A 16,019-nucleotide genomic window follows, 5' to 3' on the forward strand; every position below is an offset into this window, starting at 1 on the left:
CTAGTCGGAGAATGCGGTTACCGTCCTGTTCATTGATTAAGGGAACCCATGCCTCGGCTAAAATCTGCTCCCCTTGCTGTCTGCCTGCTATCTTTCGCCCTGGTGGCGTGCGGCGACGCGTCCAGCGTCGACGATCCACGTAGCCAACCGCCTCTGGTGAGGGCGGCTACCGTGAAAAGCGCCGTCGATGCCTCCCGCGCCTTTACCGGCGTCGTCGTCGCCCGCGTTCAAAGCGATCTCGGTTTTCGGGTGCAAGGTAAAATACTTGAACGCCTGGTCGATACCGGCCAAAGCGTCAAACGCGGTCAGCCGCTGATGCGTCTGGATCCCGTCGATCTTGGCCTGCAGGCGCAAGCCCAACAGCAGGCGGTCGCCGCCGCACGGGCGCGCGCCAGACAGGCTACCGATGACGAAGCGCGTTATCGCGGTCTGGTTGCTTCGGGGGCCATATCGGCTTCGGCTTACGATCAGATAAAGGCCACTGCCGACACCGCCAAAGCGGACCTCAGCGCTGCGCAGGCACAGGCCGACGTGGCGCGCAATGCGACGGGCTATGCCGTGTTGCTGGCCGACGCAGACGGCGTGGTGGTGGACACTCTGGCCGAGCCGGGGCAGGTCGTCAGTGCCGGGCAGCCGGTGGTGCGGCTGGCGCGGGCGGGGCAGCGAGAAGCCATCGTACATTTGCCTGAAACGCTGCGCCCGGCTATCGGGAGCGAGGCCCAGGCGACGTTATACGGCAAGGATACGGCAGCGGTTCCCGCAAAATTGCGCCTGCTCTCCGATGCGGCCGATTCTCTGACGCGCACCTTTGAGGCAAGGTATGTGCTGGAGGGGGCGTTGGCGAGCGCACCGCTGGGTGCCACCGTTACCCTCGCCATCGCTGAAGGCAAGTTAACCGGGCAGGTGCTCCAGGTGCCCATCGCCGCCCTCTATGATCCGGGCAAAGGGCCGGGCGTCTGGGGCATTTCCGGCCAGCCTGCCAAAGTGTCGTGGCGGCCGGTTCAGGTGCTTGGCCTGGGCGACGATGCGGCCAGGGTGACCGGCGGCCTCAAGCCCGGTGAACGGGTGGTGGCTTTGGGCGCGCATTTGCTGCACGACGGCGAAGCAGTCCGTCTTGGTAATCAGAACGACGCCGGGGGCCGGCCATGAGCGAAGGGCGGTTCAACCTTTCTGCGCTCGCCGTTCGTGAGCGCTCAATCACTTTGTTCCTTATCATCCTGATTAGCGTGGCCGGTATTCTTTCGTTCTTCGAGTTGGGGCGTGCGGAGGATCCGCCGTTTACGGTCAAGCAGATGACGATTGTTACTGCCTGGCCGGGGGCCACCGCGCAGGAAATGCAGGATCAGGTGGCCGAGCCGCTGGAAAAACGCCTGCAGGAACTCAAGTGGTACGATCGCAGCGAGACCTACACGCGTCCCGGACTGGCTTTCACCATGCTGTCATTACAGGACGGCACGCCGCCTTCACAGGTGCCGGAGGAGTTTTATCAGGCGCGCAAGAAACTCGGCGACGAGGCCAGGAACCTGCCGGCGGGCGTGAGCGGCCCGATGGTCAACGATGAATTCTCGGACGTGACCTTTGCGCTCTTTGCATTGAAAGCCAAAGGGGAACCACAGCGCCTGCTGGTGCGCGATGCCGAATCGTTGCGCCAGCGTTTATTGCATGTCCCAGGGGTAAAGAAGGTCAATATCGTCGGGGAGCAGGCTGAGCGTATCTTCGTCTCTTTCTCGCATGACCGGCTGGCCACGCTGGGCATCTCCCCGCAGGACATTTTCTCCGCGCTCAACAACCAGAACGTGCTTACGCCGGCCGGTTCGATTGAAACCCATGGGCCGCAGGTCTTTTTGCGCCTGGATGGCGCCTTCGACAAGCTGGAAAAGATCCGCGATACGCCGATTGTGGTTCAGGGGCGGACGTTAAAACTCTCGGACGTGGCGAAGGTCGAACGTGGCTATGAAGATCCTGCGACCTTCCTGGTTCGCAATCAGGGTGAACCGGCGCTGTTGCTGGGCATCGTGATGCGCGAGGGCTGGAACGGCCTGGATCTGGGCAAGGCGTTGGATGCGGAGACGGCCAAAATCAATGAAGGCATGCCGTTGGGCATGACATTGACGAAAGTCACCGATCAGTCGGTGAACATCGGCTCATCCGTTGACGAGTTCATGATCAAGTTCTTCGTCGCATTGCTCGTGGTGATGGTGGTCTGTTTCGTCAGCATGGGTTGGCACGTGGGCGTGGTGGTTGCGGCGGCGGTGCCCTTGACGCTGGCTATCGTCTTCGTGGTGATGGAGGCCACCGGCAAGAACTTTGACCGCATCACCCTCGGCTCGCTGATCCTGGCTCTCGGGTTGCTGGTGGATGACGCCATCATCGCCATCGAAATGATGGTGGTGAAAATGGAGGAGGGATACGACCGCATCAAAGCCTCGGCCTATGCCTGGAGCCACACGGCGGCCCCGATGCTGGCGGGTACGCTGGTGACGGCCGTCGGCTTTATGCCCAATGGTTTCGCGCAGTCCACCGCCGGCGAGTACACCAGCAACATGTTCTGGATCGTGGGCATCGCCCTGATTGCTTCCTGGGTGGTGGCGGTGGTGTTTACGCCTTATCTGGGCGTGAAGATGCTGCCGAACATCAAAACGGTTGAGGGTGGGCACGCGGCCATCTACAACACCCGCAATTACAACCGTTTCCGTCGATTGCTGACGCGCGTCGTCGCCCGCAAATGGGCCGTGGCGGGCACGGTGATTGCCGTGTTTACTCTGGCCATTCTCGGCATGGGGCTGGTGAAAAAACAGTTCTTCCCCACCTCTGATCGCCCGGAAGTGCTGGTAGAAGTGCAGATGCCTTATGGCACCGCCATTGAACGGACCAGCGCCGCCACGGCCAGGATCGAGGCTTGGCTGAAAAAGCAGAAAGAGGCAAAAATCGTCACGTCCTATATTGGGCAGGGTTCACCGCGTTTTTATCTGGCGATGGCGCCGGAGCTGCCCGACTCGTCATTCGCGAAGATTGTCATACTGACGGACAGCCCGGAGGCGCGTGAGGCGCTCAAGTTTCGTCTTCGCCAGGCGGTGGCCGATGGGCTGGCACCCGAAGCGCGTGTCCGGGTCACGCAACTGGTATTTGGCCCGTACTCGCCATTCCCCGTTGCCTATCGCGTGATGGGGCCGGACCCCGACCTACTGCGCGCGATCGCCGATCAGGTGGAAGCGGTAATGCAGGCCAGCCCGATGATGAGGACCGTCAACTCCGACTGGGGTCCGCCGGTGCCGACGCTGCATTTCACGCTCGATCAGGACCGCTTGCAGGCCGTGGGGTTGACGTCAACCGCGGTCGCTCAGCAACTGCAGTTCCTGCTCTCGGGTGTGCCGATCACTTCTGTGCGTGAAGATATCCGTTCGGTGCAGGTCATGGGCCGTGCCGCAGGGGATATCCGGCTTGACCCGGAAAAAATTGCCGGTTTTACCCTGGTGGGGGCTGCCGGTCAGCGCATTCCGCTGTCGCAAATAGGGGATGTCGATGTGCGCATGGAAGATCCCGTTCTCCGTCGGCGCGATCGTACCCCGACCATTACGGTGCGGGGCGACATAGCCGAAAACCTGCAACCGCCGGATGTGTCCACGGCGATCACGAAAGCGTTGCAACCGGTTATCGAACAACTCCCGGCCGGGTACCGCATCGAGCAGGCGGGTTCGATTGAAGAATCGGGCAAAGCGACCGAGGCGATGGTGCCGCTGTTCCCCATCATGATTGCCATGACGCTGCTGATCATCATCCTGCAGGTACGTTCGATGTCGGCGATGGTGATGGTCTTCCTCACTGCGCCACTGGGGCTGATTGGGGTGGTGCCAACGCTGCTGCTGTTCAACCAGCCGTTTGGCATCAATGCGCTTGTGGGATTGATCGCGCTGTCGGGCATCCTGATGCGTAACACCTTGATCCTGATAGGGCAGATCCATCACAACGAGCAGGAAGGGCTGGATCCGTTCCATGCGGTGGTCGAGGCGACGATTCAGCGAGCCCGACCGGTGTTGCTCACGGCGATGGCGGCCATTCTGGCGTTTATCCCGCTCACCCACTCGGTGTTCTGGGGCACCCTGGCTTACACCCTGATTGGCGGGACCTTTGGCGGAACCATAGTGACGCTGGTGTTCCTGCCGGCGATGTATGCCATCTGGTTCAAGATACGCCCGGACAATACGCCGCCAACCGACAAGCCGGCATTGGCGTAAACCGTAAGAGTGGCGAGAATGATTGGAGACCGTTCTCGCCGCTCAACGTTCTCGCGGAGCCGTCGTCTGTGGATGCCTAAAGAAGGCGCCTTGCCGGCGCCGATGGGGAAAGGCTGAGGGGCTCCACATGCCTACCTTGTTCAGGCCGCGTTTATTTTCCGCTATGCGCTGGGGCGTTCAGGATATCGCGCACATTAACCAACGCATTACGTACCGCAGCACCGCCGGCATAAAACAACAATTGCAGGATGGCCTCAATAATTTGTTCACGACTGGCCCCGGCATTCAGCGCCGCCTGAGTATGCGCGCGCAGTTGCGGAACGGTATGGCCCAGGGTGACGCAGGAAGCGATCACGACCAGTTCCCGGGTTATGGCGTCCAGACCAGGTCGTGAAAGGATGCCTCCCATTGCCCATTCTATTGAAATATCAGTAAAGTCGGGGCACAGATCGGCCATATCCTGGCGTAATGCTTCCCCGGCGCCATTACCATACAATGTGGTAAACAACGCTAAACCCCGTTCGCGCAGCTCTGGATTCGTCACCATTTTCATTCTCCTGTCTGAGTGAGGCTTTATTAAAACTCGCTAACAGGAGTTGATAAACAGCGTTATAGTTTAATCTTTAACAAGCAAAATTTGGTAATTGTGAACAAACTGGAAAGCATGTCGGTGTTTGTGCGCGTGGTGGAGCGTGGCAGCTTCAGTGCGGTTGCCGAAGAAATGCGGCTGAGCGGAACTATGGTCGGGCTGCACATTAAAGCGCTGGAAAAACATCTCGGCATTCGCCTGCTGAACCGAACGACGCGCAGGCAGAGCCTGACTGACTTCGGAAGCGTTTATTATCAGAGTTGTCGGCGAATTTTAGCCGATATTGAGGATACCGAGTCGGTCGCGTTGGCATTGCATCAGAGCCCACGAGGAAGGCTGAAGGTGGCTTGCCCCGTTTCATTTGGGGTACATGCACTGTCCCCGGTCACCGCGCGGTTTCTCGCCACCTGGCCTGAGATGACGCTGGATCTGGTGCTGAGTGACAAGACGATGGACATGGCGGAGGAGGGGATCGACGTCATGATTAACGTGGGGGAACTGGAGCATGTGAATTCGTTGGTCGCCCGCCCGCTGGCTGCATATCGATCGGTCATCTGTGCCTCTCCCGCCTATCTGGAACGCGCGGGGACACCTGTTCACCCTGAAGAGTTGACCGAGCACCGCTGCCTGGGGTTTGCCCACCCAGTGGCGGGCAGTGAATGGTCACTGCAGCAAGGCGGTAAACTGATCAAAGTGCCGGTCAATATCGTTATGGCGGTCAATAATGGCGAGGCCCTGCGCAGCGCGGCGTTAAACGGGCTGGGAATTTTAATGCAACCGGAGGTGCTGCTGGCCGAGGACTTGCGCCAGGGTAAGCTGATACCTCTGCTGCCGGAGTATCAACCCTTGGCGAAGCCGGTGCATATTCTTACGTTTGCTGATCGCCAGCAGTTGCCGAAAATCCGTCTGTACGTCGATTTTTTGCTGCAGCATTTTAAGGAGACACTCGTTCTTCACAAGGAATAAAACAAGGTTTTTAAATTATAATGGATATATATCCGTGATATTTAAAATTGCAGGTAGAGTTCTTTGAATATTCAGTGACTATCTTGCAGCATCGGCGCGTGCATCCTGCACCTTGAGGTTTATTGCGTATAATTCCGGCAACATATATCCAGATAGCCAAATCGGCGTAACTCGCATATCCGTCAGCTACAGCGGCATAAAAAACTACAGTCTCACACTTTTCTATTACCTCCTTTATACGGCTATTTCACCATGGGTCACCAGACCCAAAAGCGACTACCGTTCCCGGGCGGGGATATGAGGACAGATACAACCTTCATCTTTGATAGCTATGGCAAGGGGGGGCACTAAAAAAGGTTCTTTCGCATTAAGCGGCCAATGAGGGTACAAGCTCGTCGAACGCATCCCGCTTTGCAAGGTTATTCAGTCAACCTCCCTGAGACTGACAACTACATAATAATCTATTGAATTTTATTAAGAAATTATGGGGCGAGCATTGTGTTAAATCAGGCCTGAGATCAGATTGTCGGATAAGCATTCAGCCTGAGACAGATCAGGTGGCGTCAAAAGCAAAAAGCCCGCTCAGGTTTCCCTGAGCGGGCTTCTCTAATATGGCTCCTCTGACTGGACTCGAACCAGTGACATACGGATTAACAGTCCGCCGTTCTACCGACTGAACTACAGAGGAATCGTTTGAACGGGGCGAATAATAGCGGGGTGCCGTGGGTTTGTCAAAGCACTAAAGTGAGGAAAAAGCGCGTTTGCTGTCAGAATGAGCATGTTGCGTCGTTTTTCAGCACTCATCCCGCTCATTTGCGGGGTTGTCATCAGAAAATTCCTGCCATTGTCCTTGCACCGGCGATTGCACGCTTATGGTGCGAGTGTGTGAAAGGGCATTATCGACTGGCCAGAATGCCCAAAAAATTCCTCAGCGCGGTTAGCGCACAGGTTCCCCCGCTCAGCCTCCTGATGGCAGCGATTGTCCCCATTTTCCCACTGATATGTAGGATGAATAATCAGAAAATATGTATTGGCCGTCACAATGGCTGGATTTTTGCTTAGCTAAATGCGGGTAATGCGACTGCGCTCTCGCGCAAATTATTTTCCCCGTCTACACATAAAGTGATTGCTCCGCGCCTTTGGGCGTTCTGCATACCCGTCATACTTGAAGCCACATCTGTGTTGGCCGTGAACGCTCGCCCCAGTCACTTACTTCAGTAAGCTCCTGGGGACTCATGTTCTTGCCGCCTCGATGCAGCTCCAATTATTTAGGGTATAAAAACAGTGCTGAGGAAAAAACAATGTCATCGAAATTCATTAAAAGTCCGCTCGCTGCTCTGCTTATCGGTTGTTTAGGTTCTGCTTTTTATGCTCAGGCCGATATCGTCATCGGCGTTGCCGGGCCGTTCTCCGGGCCGAATGCGACCTATGGCGATCAGTACTGGCGCGGTGCTTCGCAGGCGGCGGCGGATATCAACGCTGCCGGCGGGATCAAAGGGGAAAAAATCAAACTGGTGCAGGGCGACGACGCCTGCGAACCGAAACAGGCGGTGGCGGTCGCCAACCGTCTGGTCGATCAGGACAAGGTTTCGGCGGTGGTCGGCCACTTCTGCTCATCCTCCACCATGCCTGCCTCGGAGGTGTATGACGAGGCCGGCATCATCGCCATCACCCCCGGCTCCACCAACCCGCAAATTACCGAGCGCGGCATGGCCAACATGTTCCGCATGTGCGGCCGTGACGATCAGCAGGGGGTTATCGCCACCAACTACATGCTGAACACCCTGAAGGCCAAACGCATTGCGGTGATCCACGACAAAGACACCTACGGCCAGGGGCTGGCGGATGCCGCCAGGGCGGAGATGAACAAGCGCGGCGTGAAAGAGGTGCTGTATGAAGGGCTGTCGCGCGGCGAAAAAGACTTTAACGCGCTGGTGACCAAGATCGCTTCGGTCAAACCGGACGTGGTTTACTTCGGCGGCTGCCATCCGGAAGCCGGGCCGCTGGTGCGCCAGATGCGCGAGCAGGGCGTGACCGCCAAGTTCTTCTCCGGTGACTGCGTGGTGACCGAAGAGCTGGTGACCGCTGCCGGCGGGCCGCAGTACACCAACGGCGTGCTGATGACCTTCGGCAACGATCCGCGCCAAATCCCGGAAGGCAAGGCGGTCATCGCCAAGTTCCGCGCCAGCGGTTTTGAGCCGGAAGGTTACACCCTCTATTCCTACGCTTCCATCCAGGCGATTGCCGCCGCCTTCAACGCGACCGGCGGCAAAGACAGCGCCAAGGCCAGCGAATGGCTGAAATCGCACGACGTGGATACCGTAATGGGCAAAAAGGCCTGGGATAAGAAAGGTGACCTGAAAGTATCGGATTACGTGGTCTATCAGTGGGACGACAAAGGCAAATATCACCAACTCTGATTTTCTCCTGCGTCTTTCAAGCGGCAGCGTTGTTGGCTGCACACGTTCACCCCAGTCACTTAGTGGGTCTAAGTTCCTGGGGACTCACGTGTTTGCCGCCTGGCTGCAACTTGAAATCCATTGGAGAAATACTGGTTACGGATCCGCGCATTGGGCGGATCCGTTCCGATACTTCCTTGGGCCGCGTCGGACTTCGTTTGCGGCCCCTCCAGGCGAGACTGCAAATTATGGATGTTTTCTTCCTGCAACAGCTGATTAACGGCCTGACGCTCGGTGCGGTTTATGGCCTAATCGCCATAGGCTACACCATGGTTTACGGCATCATCGGCATGATCAACTTCGCCCACGGCGAGGTGTATATGATCTCCGCCTATCTGTGCGCCATCGGGCTGGCGCTGCTGTCCTTCTTCGGTTTGCACTCGTTCCCGCTGCTGATCCTCGGCACGCTGGTGTTTACTATCGTGATCACCGGTGTGTACGGTTGGGTGATCGAGCGCATCGCCTACAAACCGCTGCGCAATTCCACCCGCCTGGCACCATTGATCTCCGCCATCGGCATGTCACTGATCCTGCAAAACTACGCGCAAATCAGTCAGGGGCCGCGGCAGCAGGGGATCCCGACGCTGCTGGATGGCGTGTTCCGCATCGATTTTGACGGCGGGGCTCTCCAGATTACCTACACCAAGGTGTTTATTCTGGTCGCGTCCCTGGTGGGTATGGCCATTCTTACCTACGTGATCCAGCACACCCGGCTGGGGCGCATCTGCCGCGCCACGCAGCAAGACCGCAAGATGGCGTCGATTCTCGGCATCAACACCGACCGGGTGATTTCCCTGGTGTTCGTGATTGGCGCCGCGATGGCCGGGCTGGCGGGGGTGTTGATCACCATGAATTACGGCACCTTCGATTTCTACGTCGGCTTTATCATCGGTATCAAAGCCTTTACCGCTGCGGTGCTGGGCGGCATCGGCTCGTTGCCCGGCGCAATGCTGGGCGGCCTGCTGCTGGGCGTGGCGGAGGCGCAATTCGCCGGTATGGTGAACTCGGATTACAAAGACGTTTTCTCTTTCGGGCTGCTGGTGGTGATCCTGATTTTCCGCCCTCAGGGCCTGCTCGGACGGCCAATGGTCGCTAAGGTTTGAGGGGGAAACTATGTCGCAAACAGTGGTTCACCAAGGGCTGAACGTGAAACGCAGCCTACTGGACGCCGTGCTGGCGGGGCTGATCGCCCTGATCGTGTTCGGGCCGATCGTTGGCATCGTGCTGAACGGCTACAGCTTTAACTTTGAGCCACGCCGGCTGGTGTGGATTATTGCCGCGGTGATGGCCGGGCGGCTGCTACTGAGCCTGTTCCTGCAAACTGCGCCGGGGCGCAAGGTACTGGCGCGGTTCGACGGCGGCAATGACGGGGTGTATGTCCGGCCGATAGGGGCCAAGACCAACCTGCGCTGGATAATCCCGCTGATGGCGGTGATTGCGTTGTTATTCCCGTTCGTCGCCACCAAATATCTGCTGACGGTGGCGATACTGGGGCTGATTTACGTGCTGCTTGGGCTGGGGCTGAACATCGTGGTTGGGCTGGCCGGGTTGCTGGATCTGGGCTACGTGGCGTTTTACGCCATCGGCGCCTATGGGCTGGCGCTGGGCTACCAGTATCTCGGGCTGGGGTTCTGGGCGATGCTGCCGTTGGGGGCGCTGATGGCGGCGCTGACAGGGGCGTTGCTGGGGTTCCCGGTGTTGCGCATGCACGGCGACTATCTGGCGATCGTCACGCTGGGGTTCGGGGAAATCATCCGGCTGGTGCTGAATAACTGGATGTCGCTGACCGGCGGCCCGAACGGCATTTCGGTGCCGGCACCGACCCTTTTCGGGCTGGAGTTTGGCCGGCGGGCGAAGGACGGCGGCGTGCCGATCCACGAATTCCTCGGTATTGCCTACAACCCCAACCTGAAGTTTATTTTTATCTATGCGGTGCTGTTCCTGGTGGTGCTGCTGGTGCTGTACATCAAACACCGGCTGACGCGTATGCCGATTGGCCGCGCCTGGGAGGCGTTGCGCGAGGATGAAATCGCCTGCCGTTCGCTTGGCCTGAACCACGTGCTGGTGAAGCTGTCGGCCTTTATGATGGGCGCTTCCACCGCCGGTCTGGCCGGGGTGTTTTTCGCCACCTATCAGGGGTTCGTCAATCCGACATCCTTCACCTTCTTTGAGTCGGCGTTGATCCTGGCTATCGTGGTGCTGGGCGGCATGGGGTCAACCATCGGCGTGGTGCTGGCGGCGTTTGTGCTCACGGTGGCGCCGGAACTGCTGCGCAGCTTTGCCGAATACCGGGTGCTGCTGTTCGGCGTGCTGATGGTGGCGATGATGATCTGGCGGCCGCGCGGGCTGGTCCGTATCAGCCGCACCAGCTTTGCGCCGCGTAAGGGGGTGGCGCCATGAGCGACGCTATCTTGCGGGTTGAGCATCTGATGATGCATTTTGGCGGCATCAAGGCGCTGAACGACGTGAATCTGTCGGTTGAACGCGGTTCCATCACCGCATTGATTGGCCCTAACGGCGCCGGAAAAACCACGGTGTTCAACTGCCTGACCGGTTTCTACCGCGCCACCGGCGGCGCGATCCTGCTCAATACCCATAAGCGGCCGACCGACGTTATCCGGGTGTTGGGGCAGAAATTCCGCGCCGGCGACTGGGTTAACCCAAAGCGGCTCGGTTCGCGCGTCTACTATAAAATGTTCGGCGGTACCCATCTGGTCAATCGCGCCGGGCTGGCGCGCACCTTCCAGAATATCCGGTTGTTCCGCGAGATGTCGGTGGTGGAGAATCTGCTGGTGGCCCAGCACATGCTGAGCAACCGCAATTTGATCGCCGGCGTGTTCAATACGCCCGGTTATCGCCGGGCGGAAAACGACGCGCTGAACCGCGCCTTCTACTGGCTGGAGGTGGTGGAGCTGACGGACTGCGCCAACCGGCTGGCGGGGGAGATGTCCTACGGCCAGCAGCGGCGGCTGGAGATCGCCCGCGCCATGTGCACCACGCCGGAGATGATTTGTCTCGACGAACCTGCCGCCGGGCTGAACCCGGTGGAGACGGCGACGCTGAGCCGCATTATCCGTTTTCTGCGCCAGCATCACGGCATTACGGTGCTGTTGATCGAACACGACATGGGCATGGTGATGGAGATTTCCGATCGGGTGATCGTGCTCGATCACGGCGACGTCATCGCCGAGGGTACGCCGAAAGAAATTCAGCATAACGATACGGTGATCGCCGCTTACCTTGGTGCGGATGAAGAGGAGCTGGCGGGATGAGCAATGCGATGTTGGAGTTTCGCGACGTAGACGTGTTTTATGGCCCGATCCAGGCGTTGCAGCAGGTGTCGTTGCAGGTGAACGAAGGGGAAACGGTAGCGCTGATCGGCGCCAACGGCGCGGGGAAATCCACGCTGTTGATGTCAATCTTCGGCCAGCCGCGCATCAGCGGCGGGCAGATCCTGTTTCGCGGCGAGGATATCAGCCGGCGTTCCACCCACTACGTTGCCAGCAGCGGCATCGCCCAGGCTCCCGAGGGGCGGCGTATTTTCCCGGATATGAGCGTGGAGGAAAACCTGCTGATGGGCACCATTACCCTGGGCAATCGCTATGTGGATGAAGATTTGCCGCGCATGTTCGATCTGTTCCCGCGCCTGAAGGAGCGGCGCAACCAGCGGGCGATGACCATGTCCGGCGGCGAGCAGCAAATGTTGGCCATTGCCCGTGCGCTGATGAGCCGGCCGAAGCTGCTGTTGTTGGACGAGCCGAGCCTGGGTCTGGCGCCGATCATCGTCAAACAGATCTTCAGCATTCTGCGCGAGCTGACCCGTGGCGGCATGACGTTGTTTCTGGTGGAACAAAATGCCAACCATGCGCTGAAGCTGTCCGATCGCGGCTATGTGATGGTCAACGGTCAAATTCGCCTGACCGGCAGCGGTGCGGAGTTGTTGAGCAATCAGGAGGTGAGGAAAGCCTATCTGGGCGGGATTTGAACCGTTACGCCGGGGGCCGGGAGGCTCCCGGCCAGCGTTCAAAACTGGCGTTGGATCCAGCGCACGTTCAGCCGCACCAGCGCGACGATGCCATTGGACAACCAACGCAGGCTGGCGGGCAAATCGCGGCGACGAATATCCAGCAGCAGCACGGTGCGCACTTCCTCGCTGTCGTTCCACACTTCGTGTTCGAAGGTATCATCCCACAGCATAAATTCCCCCTCGTTCAGCCGGTATTCGCGCCCATCGACCTTCAACACCGCCGCGGGAACGCCGTCGGCGCGTTTGGGCATCGACAGCACCAGATAACCGCGCAGAATGCCACGAAACGGGCCACGGTGCGCCGGCACCTGTTTGCCGGGCGCCAGGAAGGACAGCGAGGCGGAAAGCACGTCCGGTGAGGTGGCGATCAGCCCGGCCAGCGTCGGGCAGCGTTCAAGATTGCGGGTTATCGGCTGGCCATAGGCCTGCATGATAAACATCCGCCAGTCGCGCGCGTCGTTGGCGGAGATCGACGCCTGTTCGCTCATGATCTCGTGAAAACGCGGGATATTGCGCAGATCCTGGGCAACGCTCAGCGCCTCATCACGTATCTGCGGCCAGGCTGCGGTAAAACGTTGTGCGTCGGGGAACAGGCGGTCGCTGTCGAGTACCGGCGCGCCGGAGATGCGGCGATCGTAAATACCGCGTAACCGCAGCACTGCCCAATCATAGATAAATGACATGGTGTCCTCGTTAGATAAGATGCGACTGCCGGGCGATCAACAACTGTAAGAAAAACGGTATAGGTTCAATAGATTAGTATAGCCTTTCGCCATGTGAGAATAGTAGTGGCCGGTGACGATACCGGCAGGGAGAAGCGGGGGATCGGCTCGACAGATTTACCGGCAACGGGCGTTCCCGTTCGGCAGCGAACCCGGTGTTTGCCTGAGTATGTTGTCGAAAAATACAGCACAATAAAAATGTGACGCATATCGCATTTTAACCGGCGGTTGGTTAAAATATCGCTACTGCTCGCATCTGTCCGGACCCCGTTAAATATGGAACACACCCACGTCTCGCGCTCGACCGCCTGGTTGCGCGTGGTTGTCCTCGCCATCTCGGCCTTTATCTTCAATACCACCGAGTTTATTCCGGTCGGGTTATTGAGCGATATCGCCCAAAGTTTCTCGATGCAAACCGAGCAGGTCGGGCTGATCATCACGATTTACGCCTGGATCGTCGCCGCCGCCTCACTGGTGTGCATGTTGCTGACCAGCAAGATTGAGCGCCGCAAACTGCTGATCGGGGTGTTTGTGCTGTTTATTGCCAGCCATGTGTTGACCGCCGTGGCGTGGAACTTCACCACGCTGGTGATTTCCCGCGCCGGGGTGGCGCTGGCCCACTCGGTATTCTGGTCGATCACCGCCTCGCTGGCGATTCGCGTGGCGCCGGCGGGCAAGAAAGCGCACGCGTTGAGCATGCTGGCGGGCGGCACCGCGCTGGCGATGGTGCTTGGCCTGCCGTTGGGGCGCATCGTCGGCCAGTTGCTGGGGTGGCGCATGACCTTTATCGGCATTGCGGTCTGCGCCACCTTCGCGCTGGCGCTGCTGTGGCGCTTGCTACCGGTACTGAAAAGCGAGCATTCCGGTTCGCTGGCCAGCGTGCCTGTGCTGTTTAAGCGCCCGGCGCTGGTTCGCCTGTATATGCTGACCATTATCGTGGTGACGGCGCATTTTACCGCCTATAGCTATATCGAACCCTTTATCCAGACCGTGGCCGGGCTGTCGGAAAACTTTACCACCCTGATGCTGTTGCTGTTCGGGGCCGCCGGTATTTTCGGCAGCCTGTTGTTCAGCCGTTTCAGCGAACGTTTCCCGTCGGGCTTTTTCATCGGTGCCATCGCATTGTTGATGTCGAGCCTGTTGTTGCTGCTGCCGGCCTCCGGTGACGAAACCCACCTGACGCTGTTGTTTGCGGTATGGGGCGTGGCGATCATGGCGATTGGCCTGTCGATGCAGGCCAAGGTGTTGAACCTGGCGCCGGATGCCACCGACGTCGCGATGTCTATCTACTCCGGGTTGTACAATTTCGGCATCGGCGCGGGTGCGTTGTTGGGCAATCAGGTCAGCCTGCACCTGGGCATGGGCAACATCGGCTTTGTCGGCGCACCGCTGGCGCTGATTGCGCTGGGCTGGTGCCTGTTTAGCTTCTATCGCAGCGAGCGTTTATTGCAGCATCGGGCCTGACGGCTGCGTTTACCTTTCTTGTGCCGCGCCGTCATGCGCATGCAAACGGCCCAATAACATAAATACCAGTAACGCGGTGCCGGCTGCGCCAACTGCCAGCAAATAAAGCAGAGTGCTGAACGCCTGATCATAGATATGCTGTGTTAGCCGGCGTTGGCCGGGCAGCAATGCGGCGGCGTGGTTGAGATCGCCCAGCGCCGCGCGGTTGGCCGCTTCGCTGATGGAGTGCGTACCGGCAGCCCCGGGCAGTGCGTCAAGCAGGCCGCCCTGAATCAGCAAGGCGAGCACCGCGCCGGCAATCGCGATGGCGATGCCATCGGCTGAGACACGTACCGCGTTGAAAATGCCGGTAGCCATGCCCGCCCGCTCTTTTTCCACCACGCTGACCGCCATCGCATCCATCAATCCCCAGGGCAGGCCGATACCGGTGCCGATCAACAGCATCGGTACTATCAGGCCGTTACCGCTATTTTCCGTTAACCCATGAGCGAGCCAGGCCAATCCTGCGGCAGTCAGCAGCAAGCCGATGCCGGAGAGCAGGCCAGAGGTAAAGCGCCGCGCCAACAGTGCTGCGATAAAGGGCACTATCAGCAAGGGCGCCGCCAGGGCAATCATGGTTTTGCCGGCCTCGAATGCGCTCTGCCCGTCAATGCCGATAAAGCGCCCCGGCAGCATGACGATCAGTACCACAAAAAAGAATGCCGGCGAGGCGGCCAGTACCTGAACCCCAATAAAGCGGGGGCGGCGGAACAAGGTCAGGTCGAGCATCGGCCGCGCCACCCGTCTTTCAATCAGCACGAAGCCAATAAACACCCCCAGGGATAACAGCAATGAACCGGCTACCGACAGGCTGCGCCAGCCGTTTTCCGGCGCGAGCAGGATAGCGTAGGTGAATAACGTCAGCGCAGCGGTGAAACTGATCGCGCCGGGCCAGTCCAGCCCCGTCGCATGAGGGTTGCGGGACTCGATGGCCGCGAACAGCACCAGCGCAAACCCCACAACGGCGATCAACGCGGTGGCGATAAACACCCATTGCCAGCCTGCCGTAACCACCAGCCAGCCGGATGCCAGCGGCCCGAAAGCCAGGCCAATGCCGAACGTGGTGCCCAGCAGGCTGAATACCCGGGTGCGGACCGGCCCGTGGAAGGTCTGCGCCAACGATGACATGGCGCCGGCGAAAGCGGCCGCGCCGGCCAGACCTTGCGCCAGCCGCAGGATATCTATCCCCACTACCGAGGGAGAGTAAGGGAGCATCAGCGTCAGGAGGGTGAACGCACCCAGCCCGAGCAGCCAGACGCGCTTGCGCCCATAAATGTCGGTCAGGCTGCCGGCGGCCATCATCGCGCTGCCATAGGTGAGGATATAACCGTTGACCACCCAGCTCAGCTGTACGGCGGTGCCGCCCAGCGACTGGCTGATGGAAGGCAGCACCACCGCCGGGCCGGTGAAGCTCAGAGGAATAAGAATGCCGGTCAGGCAGGCGGCCAGCAATTGCAGCCATACCCGAATCTCAATGCGGTCTGCGGTGGAAGTTATCTGCGTCATGTTTTCATCTTG

At 59.1% G+C, this 16,019-nt stretch carries 12 protein-coding genes and 1 tRNA gene; 9 read left to right on the top strand and 4 right to left on the bottom strand.

The genetic code is table 11. The annotated features are described in order from the left end of the window. Positions 1–48 precede the first annotated feature (48 nt). Positions 49–1,149 (top strand): efflux RND transporter periplasmic adaptor subunit, encoded by a 1,101-nt coding sequence (locus JK621_RS24415; RefSeq protein ID WP_212558008.1) that lies wholly within the window; start codon positions 49–51, stop codon positions 1,147–1,149. Beyond that, positions 1,146–4,235: an efflux RND transporter permease subunit gene (locus JK621_RS24420; RefSeq protein WP_212558009.1), complete on the top strand. Its 3,090-nt coding sequence runs from the start codon at positions 1,146–1,148 to the stop codon at positions 4,233–4,235. The genes JK621_RS24415 and JK621_RS24420 overlap by 4 nt, the downstream gene beginning before the upstream one ends. A 151-nt stretch (positions 4,236–4,386) precedes the next feature. On the opposite strand, the gene JK621_RS24425 is transcribed toward JK621_RS24420, so the two are convergent. Continuing rightward, positions 4,387–4,782 (bottom strand): carboxymuconolactone decarboxylase family protein, encoded by a 396-nt coding sequence (locus JK621_RS24425; RefSeq protein WP_212560283.1) that lies wholly within the window; start codon positions 4,780–4,782, stop codon positions 4,387–4,389. Positions 4,783–4,881: 99 nt separating this feature from the next. Here JK621_RS24425 and JK621_RS24430 point away from each other — a divergent pair, with 99 nt between their 5' ends. Next, positions 4,882–5,790, top strand: coding sequence for a LysR family transcriptional regulator (locus tag JK621_RS24430; RefSeq protein ID WP_212558010.1), 909 nt, complete (start codon positions 4,882–4,884; stop codon positions 5,788–5,790). Positions 5,791–6,402: 612 nt separating this feature from the next. On the opposite strand, the gene JK621_RS24435 is transcribed toward JK621_RS24430, so the two are convergent. Then, positions 6,403–6,478 (bottom strand) — tRNA-Asn (locus JK621_RS24435). 613 nt (positions 6,479–7,091) lie between these two features. Here JK621_RS24435 and JK621_RS24440 point away from each other — a divergent pair. The 5 genes from JK621_RS24440 to JK621_RS24460 all read left to right on the top strand — a co-directional run bounded on the left by JK621_RS24440 (position 7,092) and on the right by JK621_RS24460 (position 12,234). Continuing rightward, complete coding sequence (locus JK621_RS24440; RefSeq protein ID WP_004946915.1) at positions 7,092–8,210, top strand: branched-chain amino acid ABC transporter substrate-binding protein; 1,119 nt, start codon at positions 7,092–7,094, stop codon at positions 8,208–8,210. A gap of 227 nt (positions 8,211–8,437) precedes the next feature. Beyond that, entirely contained in the window at positions 8,438–9,352 is a 915-nt protein-coding gene (locus tag JK621_RS24445; RefSeq protein ID WP_212558011.1) for an ABC transporter permease subunit, read from the top strand. A gap of 10 nt (positions 9,353–9,362) precedes the next feature. Further along, positions 9,363–10,649: a high-affinity branched-chain amino acid ABC transporter permease LivM gene (gene livM / locus JK621_RS24450; RefSeq protein ID WP_212558012.1), complete on the top strand. Its 1,287-nt coding sequence runs from the start codon at positions 9,363–9,365 to the stop codon at positions 10,647–10,649. Continuing rightward, positions 10,646–11,521 carry an ABC transporter ATP-binding protein gene (locus tag JK621_RS24455; RefSeq protein WP_212558013.1) on the top strand — a complete coding sequence of 292 codons (876 nt, stop codon included), beginning with the start codon at positions 10,646–10,648 and terminating at the stop codon, positions 11,519–11,521. Before livM ends, JK621_RS24455 begins: the two co-directional genes overlap by 4 nt. Beyond that, positions 11,518–12,234: an ABC transporter ATP-binding protein gene (locus JK621_RS24460; protein ID WP_212558014.1), complete on the top strand. Its 717-nt coding sequence runs from the start codon at positions 11,518–11,520 to the stop codon at positions 12,232–12,234. The genes JK621_RS24455 and JK621_RS24460 overlap by 4 nt, the downstream gene beginning before the upstream one ends. 38 nt (positions 12,235–12,272) lie before the next feature. Here JK621_RS24460 and JK621_RS24465 read toward each other — a convergent pair whose 3' ends face one another. After that, the gene (locus tag JK621_RS24465; protein ID WP_212558015.1) at positions 12,273–12,959 is read right to left on the bottom strand and encodes an aspartyl/asparaginyl beta-hydroxylase domain-containing protein; all 687 of its coding nucleotides are present in this window, start codon (positions 12,957–12,959) and stop codon (positions 12,273–12,275) included. 315 nt (positions 12,960–13,274) lie between these two features. On the opposite strand from JK621_RS24465, the gene JK621_RS24470 reads away from it, so the two are divergent. Beyond that, a complete protein-coding gene (locus tag JK621_RS24470; protein WP_212558016.1) occupies positions 13,275–14,462 on the top strand; it encodes a sugar transporter in 1,188 nt (395 codons plus the stop codon). A gap of 9 nt (positions 14,463–14,471) precedes the next feature. On the opposite strand, the gene JK621_RS24475 is transcribed toward JK621_RS24470, so the two are convergent. Further along, entirely contained in the window at positions 14,472–16,007 is a 1,536-nt protein-coding gene (locus JK621_RS24475; protein ID WP_212558017.1) for an MFS transporter, read from the bottom strand. Positions 16,008–16,019 lie beyond the last annotated feature (12 nt).

This window comes from Serratia plymuthica, from assembly GCF_018336935.1.
Taxonomy (GTDB): Bacteria; Pseudomonadota; Gammaproteobacteria; order Enterobacterales; family Enterobacteriaceae; genus Serratia; species Serratia plymuthica_B.

What these genes read in the sequence shown, in the direction of transcription:
- JK621_RS24460 (WP_212558014.1), top strand. Translation starts at nt 11,518, where the DNA reads ATGAGCAATGCGATGTTGGAGTTTCGCGACGTAGACGTGTTTTATGGC.
- livM (WP_212558012.1), top strand. Translation starts at nt 9,363, where the DNA reads ATGTCGCAAACAGTGGTTCACCAAGGGCTGAACGTGAAACGCAGCCTA.
- JK621_RS24465 (WP_212558015.1), bottom strand. Translation starts at nt 12,959, where the DNA reads ATGTCATTTATCTATGATTGGGCAGTGCTGCGGTTACGCGGTATTTAC.
- JK621_RS24440 (WP_004946915.1), top strand. Translation starts at nt 7,092, where the DNA reads ATGTCATCGAAATTCATTAAAAGTCCGCTCGCTGCTCTGCTTATCGGT.
- JK621_RS24470 (WP_212558016.1), top strand. Translation starts at nt 13,275, where the DNA reads ATGGAACACACCCACGTCTCGCGCTCGACCGCCTGGTTGCGCGTGGTT.
- JK621_RS24445 (WP_212558011.1), top strand. Translation starts at nt 8,438, where the DNA reads ATGGATGTTTTCTTCCTGCAACAGCTGATTAACGGCCTGACGCTCGGT.
- JK621_RS24475 (WP_212558017.1), bottom strand. Translation starts at nt 16,007, where the DNA reads ATGACGCAGATAACTTCCACCGCAGACCGCATTGAGATTCGGGTATGG.
- JK621_RS24455 (WP_212558013.1), top strand. Translation starts at nt 10,646, where the DNA reads ATGAGCGACGCTATCTTGCGGGTTGAGCATCTGATGATGCATTTTGGC.
- JK621_RS24425 (WP_212560283.1), bottom strand. Translation starts at nt 4,782, where the DNA reads ATGGTGACGAATCCAGAGCTGCGCGAACGGGGTTTAGCGTTGTTTACC.
- JK621_RS24415 (WP_212558008.1), top strand. Translation starts at nt 49, where the DNA reads ATGCCTCGGCTAAAATCTGCTCCCCTTGCTGTCTGCCTGCTATCTTTC.
- JK621_RS24420 (WP_212558009.1), top strand. Translation starts at nt 1,146, where the DNA reads ATGAGCGAAGGGCGGTTCAACCTTTCTGCGCTCGCCGTTCGTGAGCGC.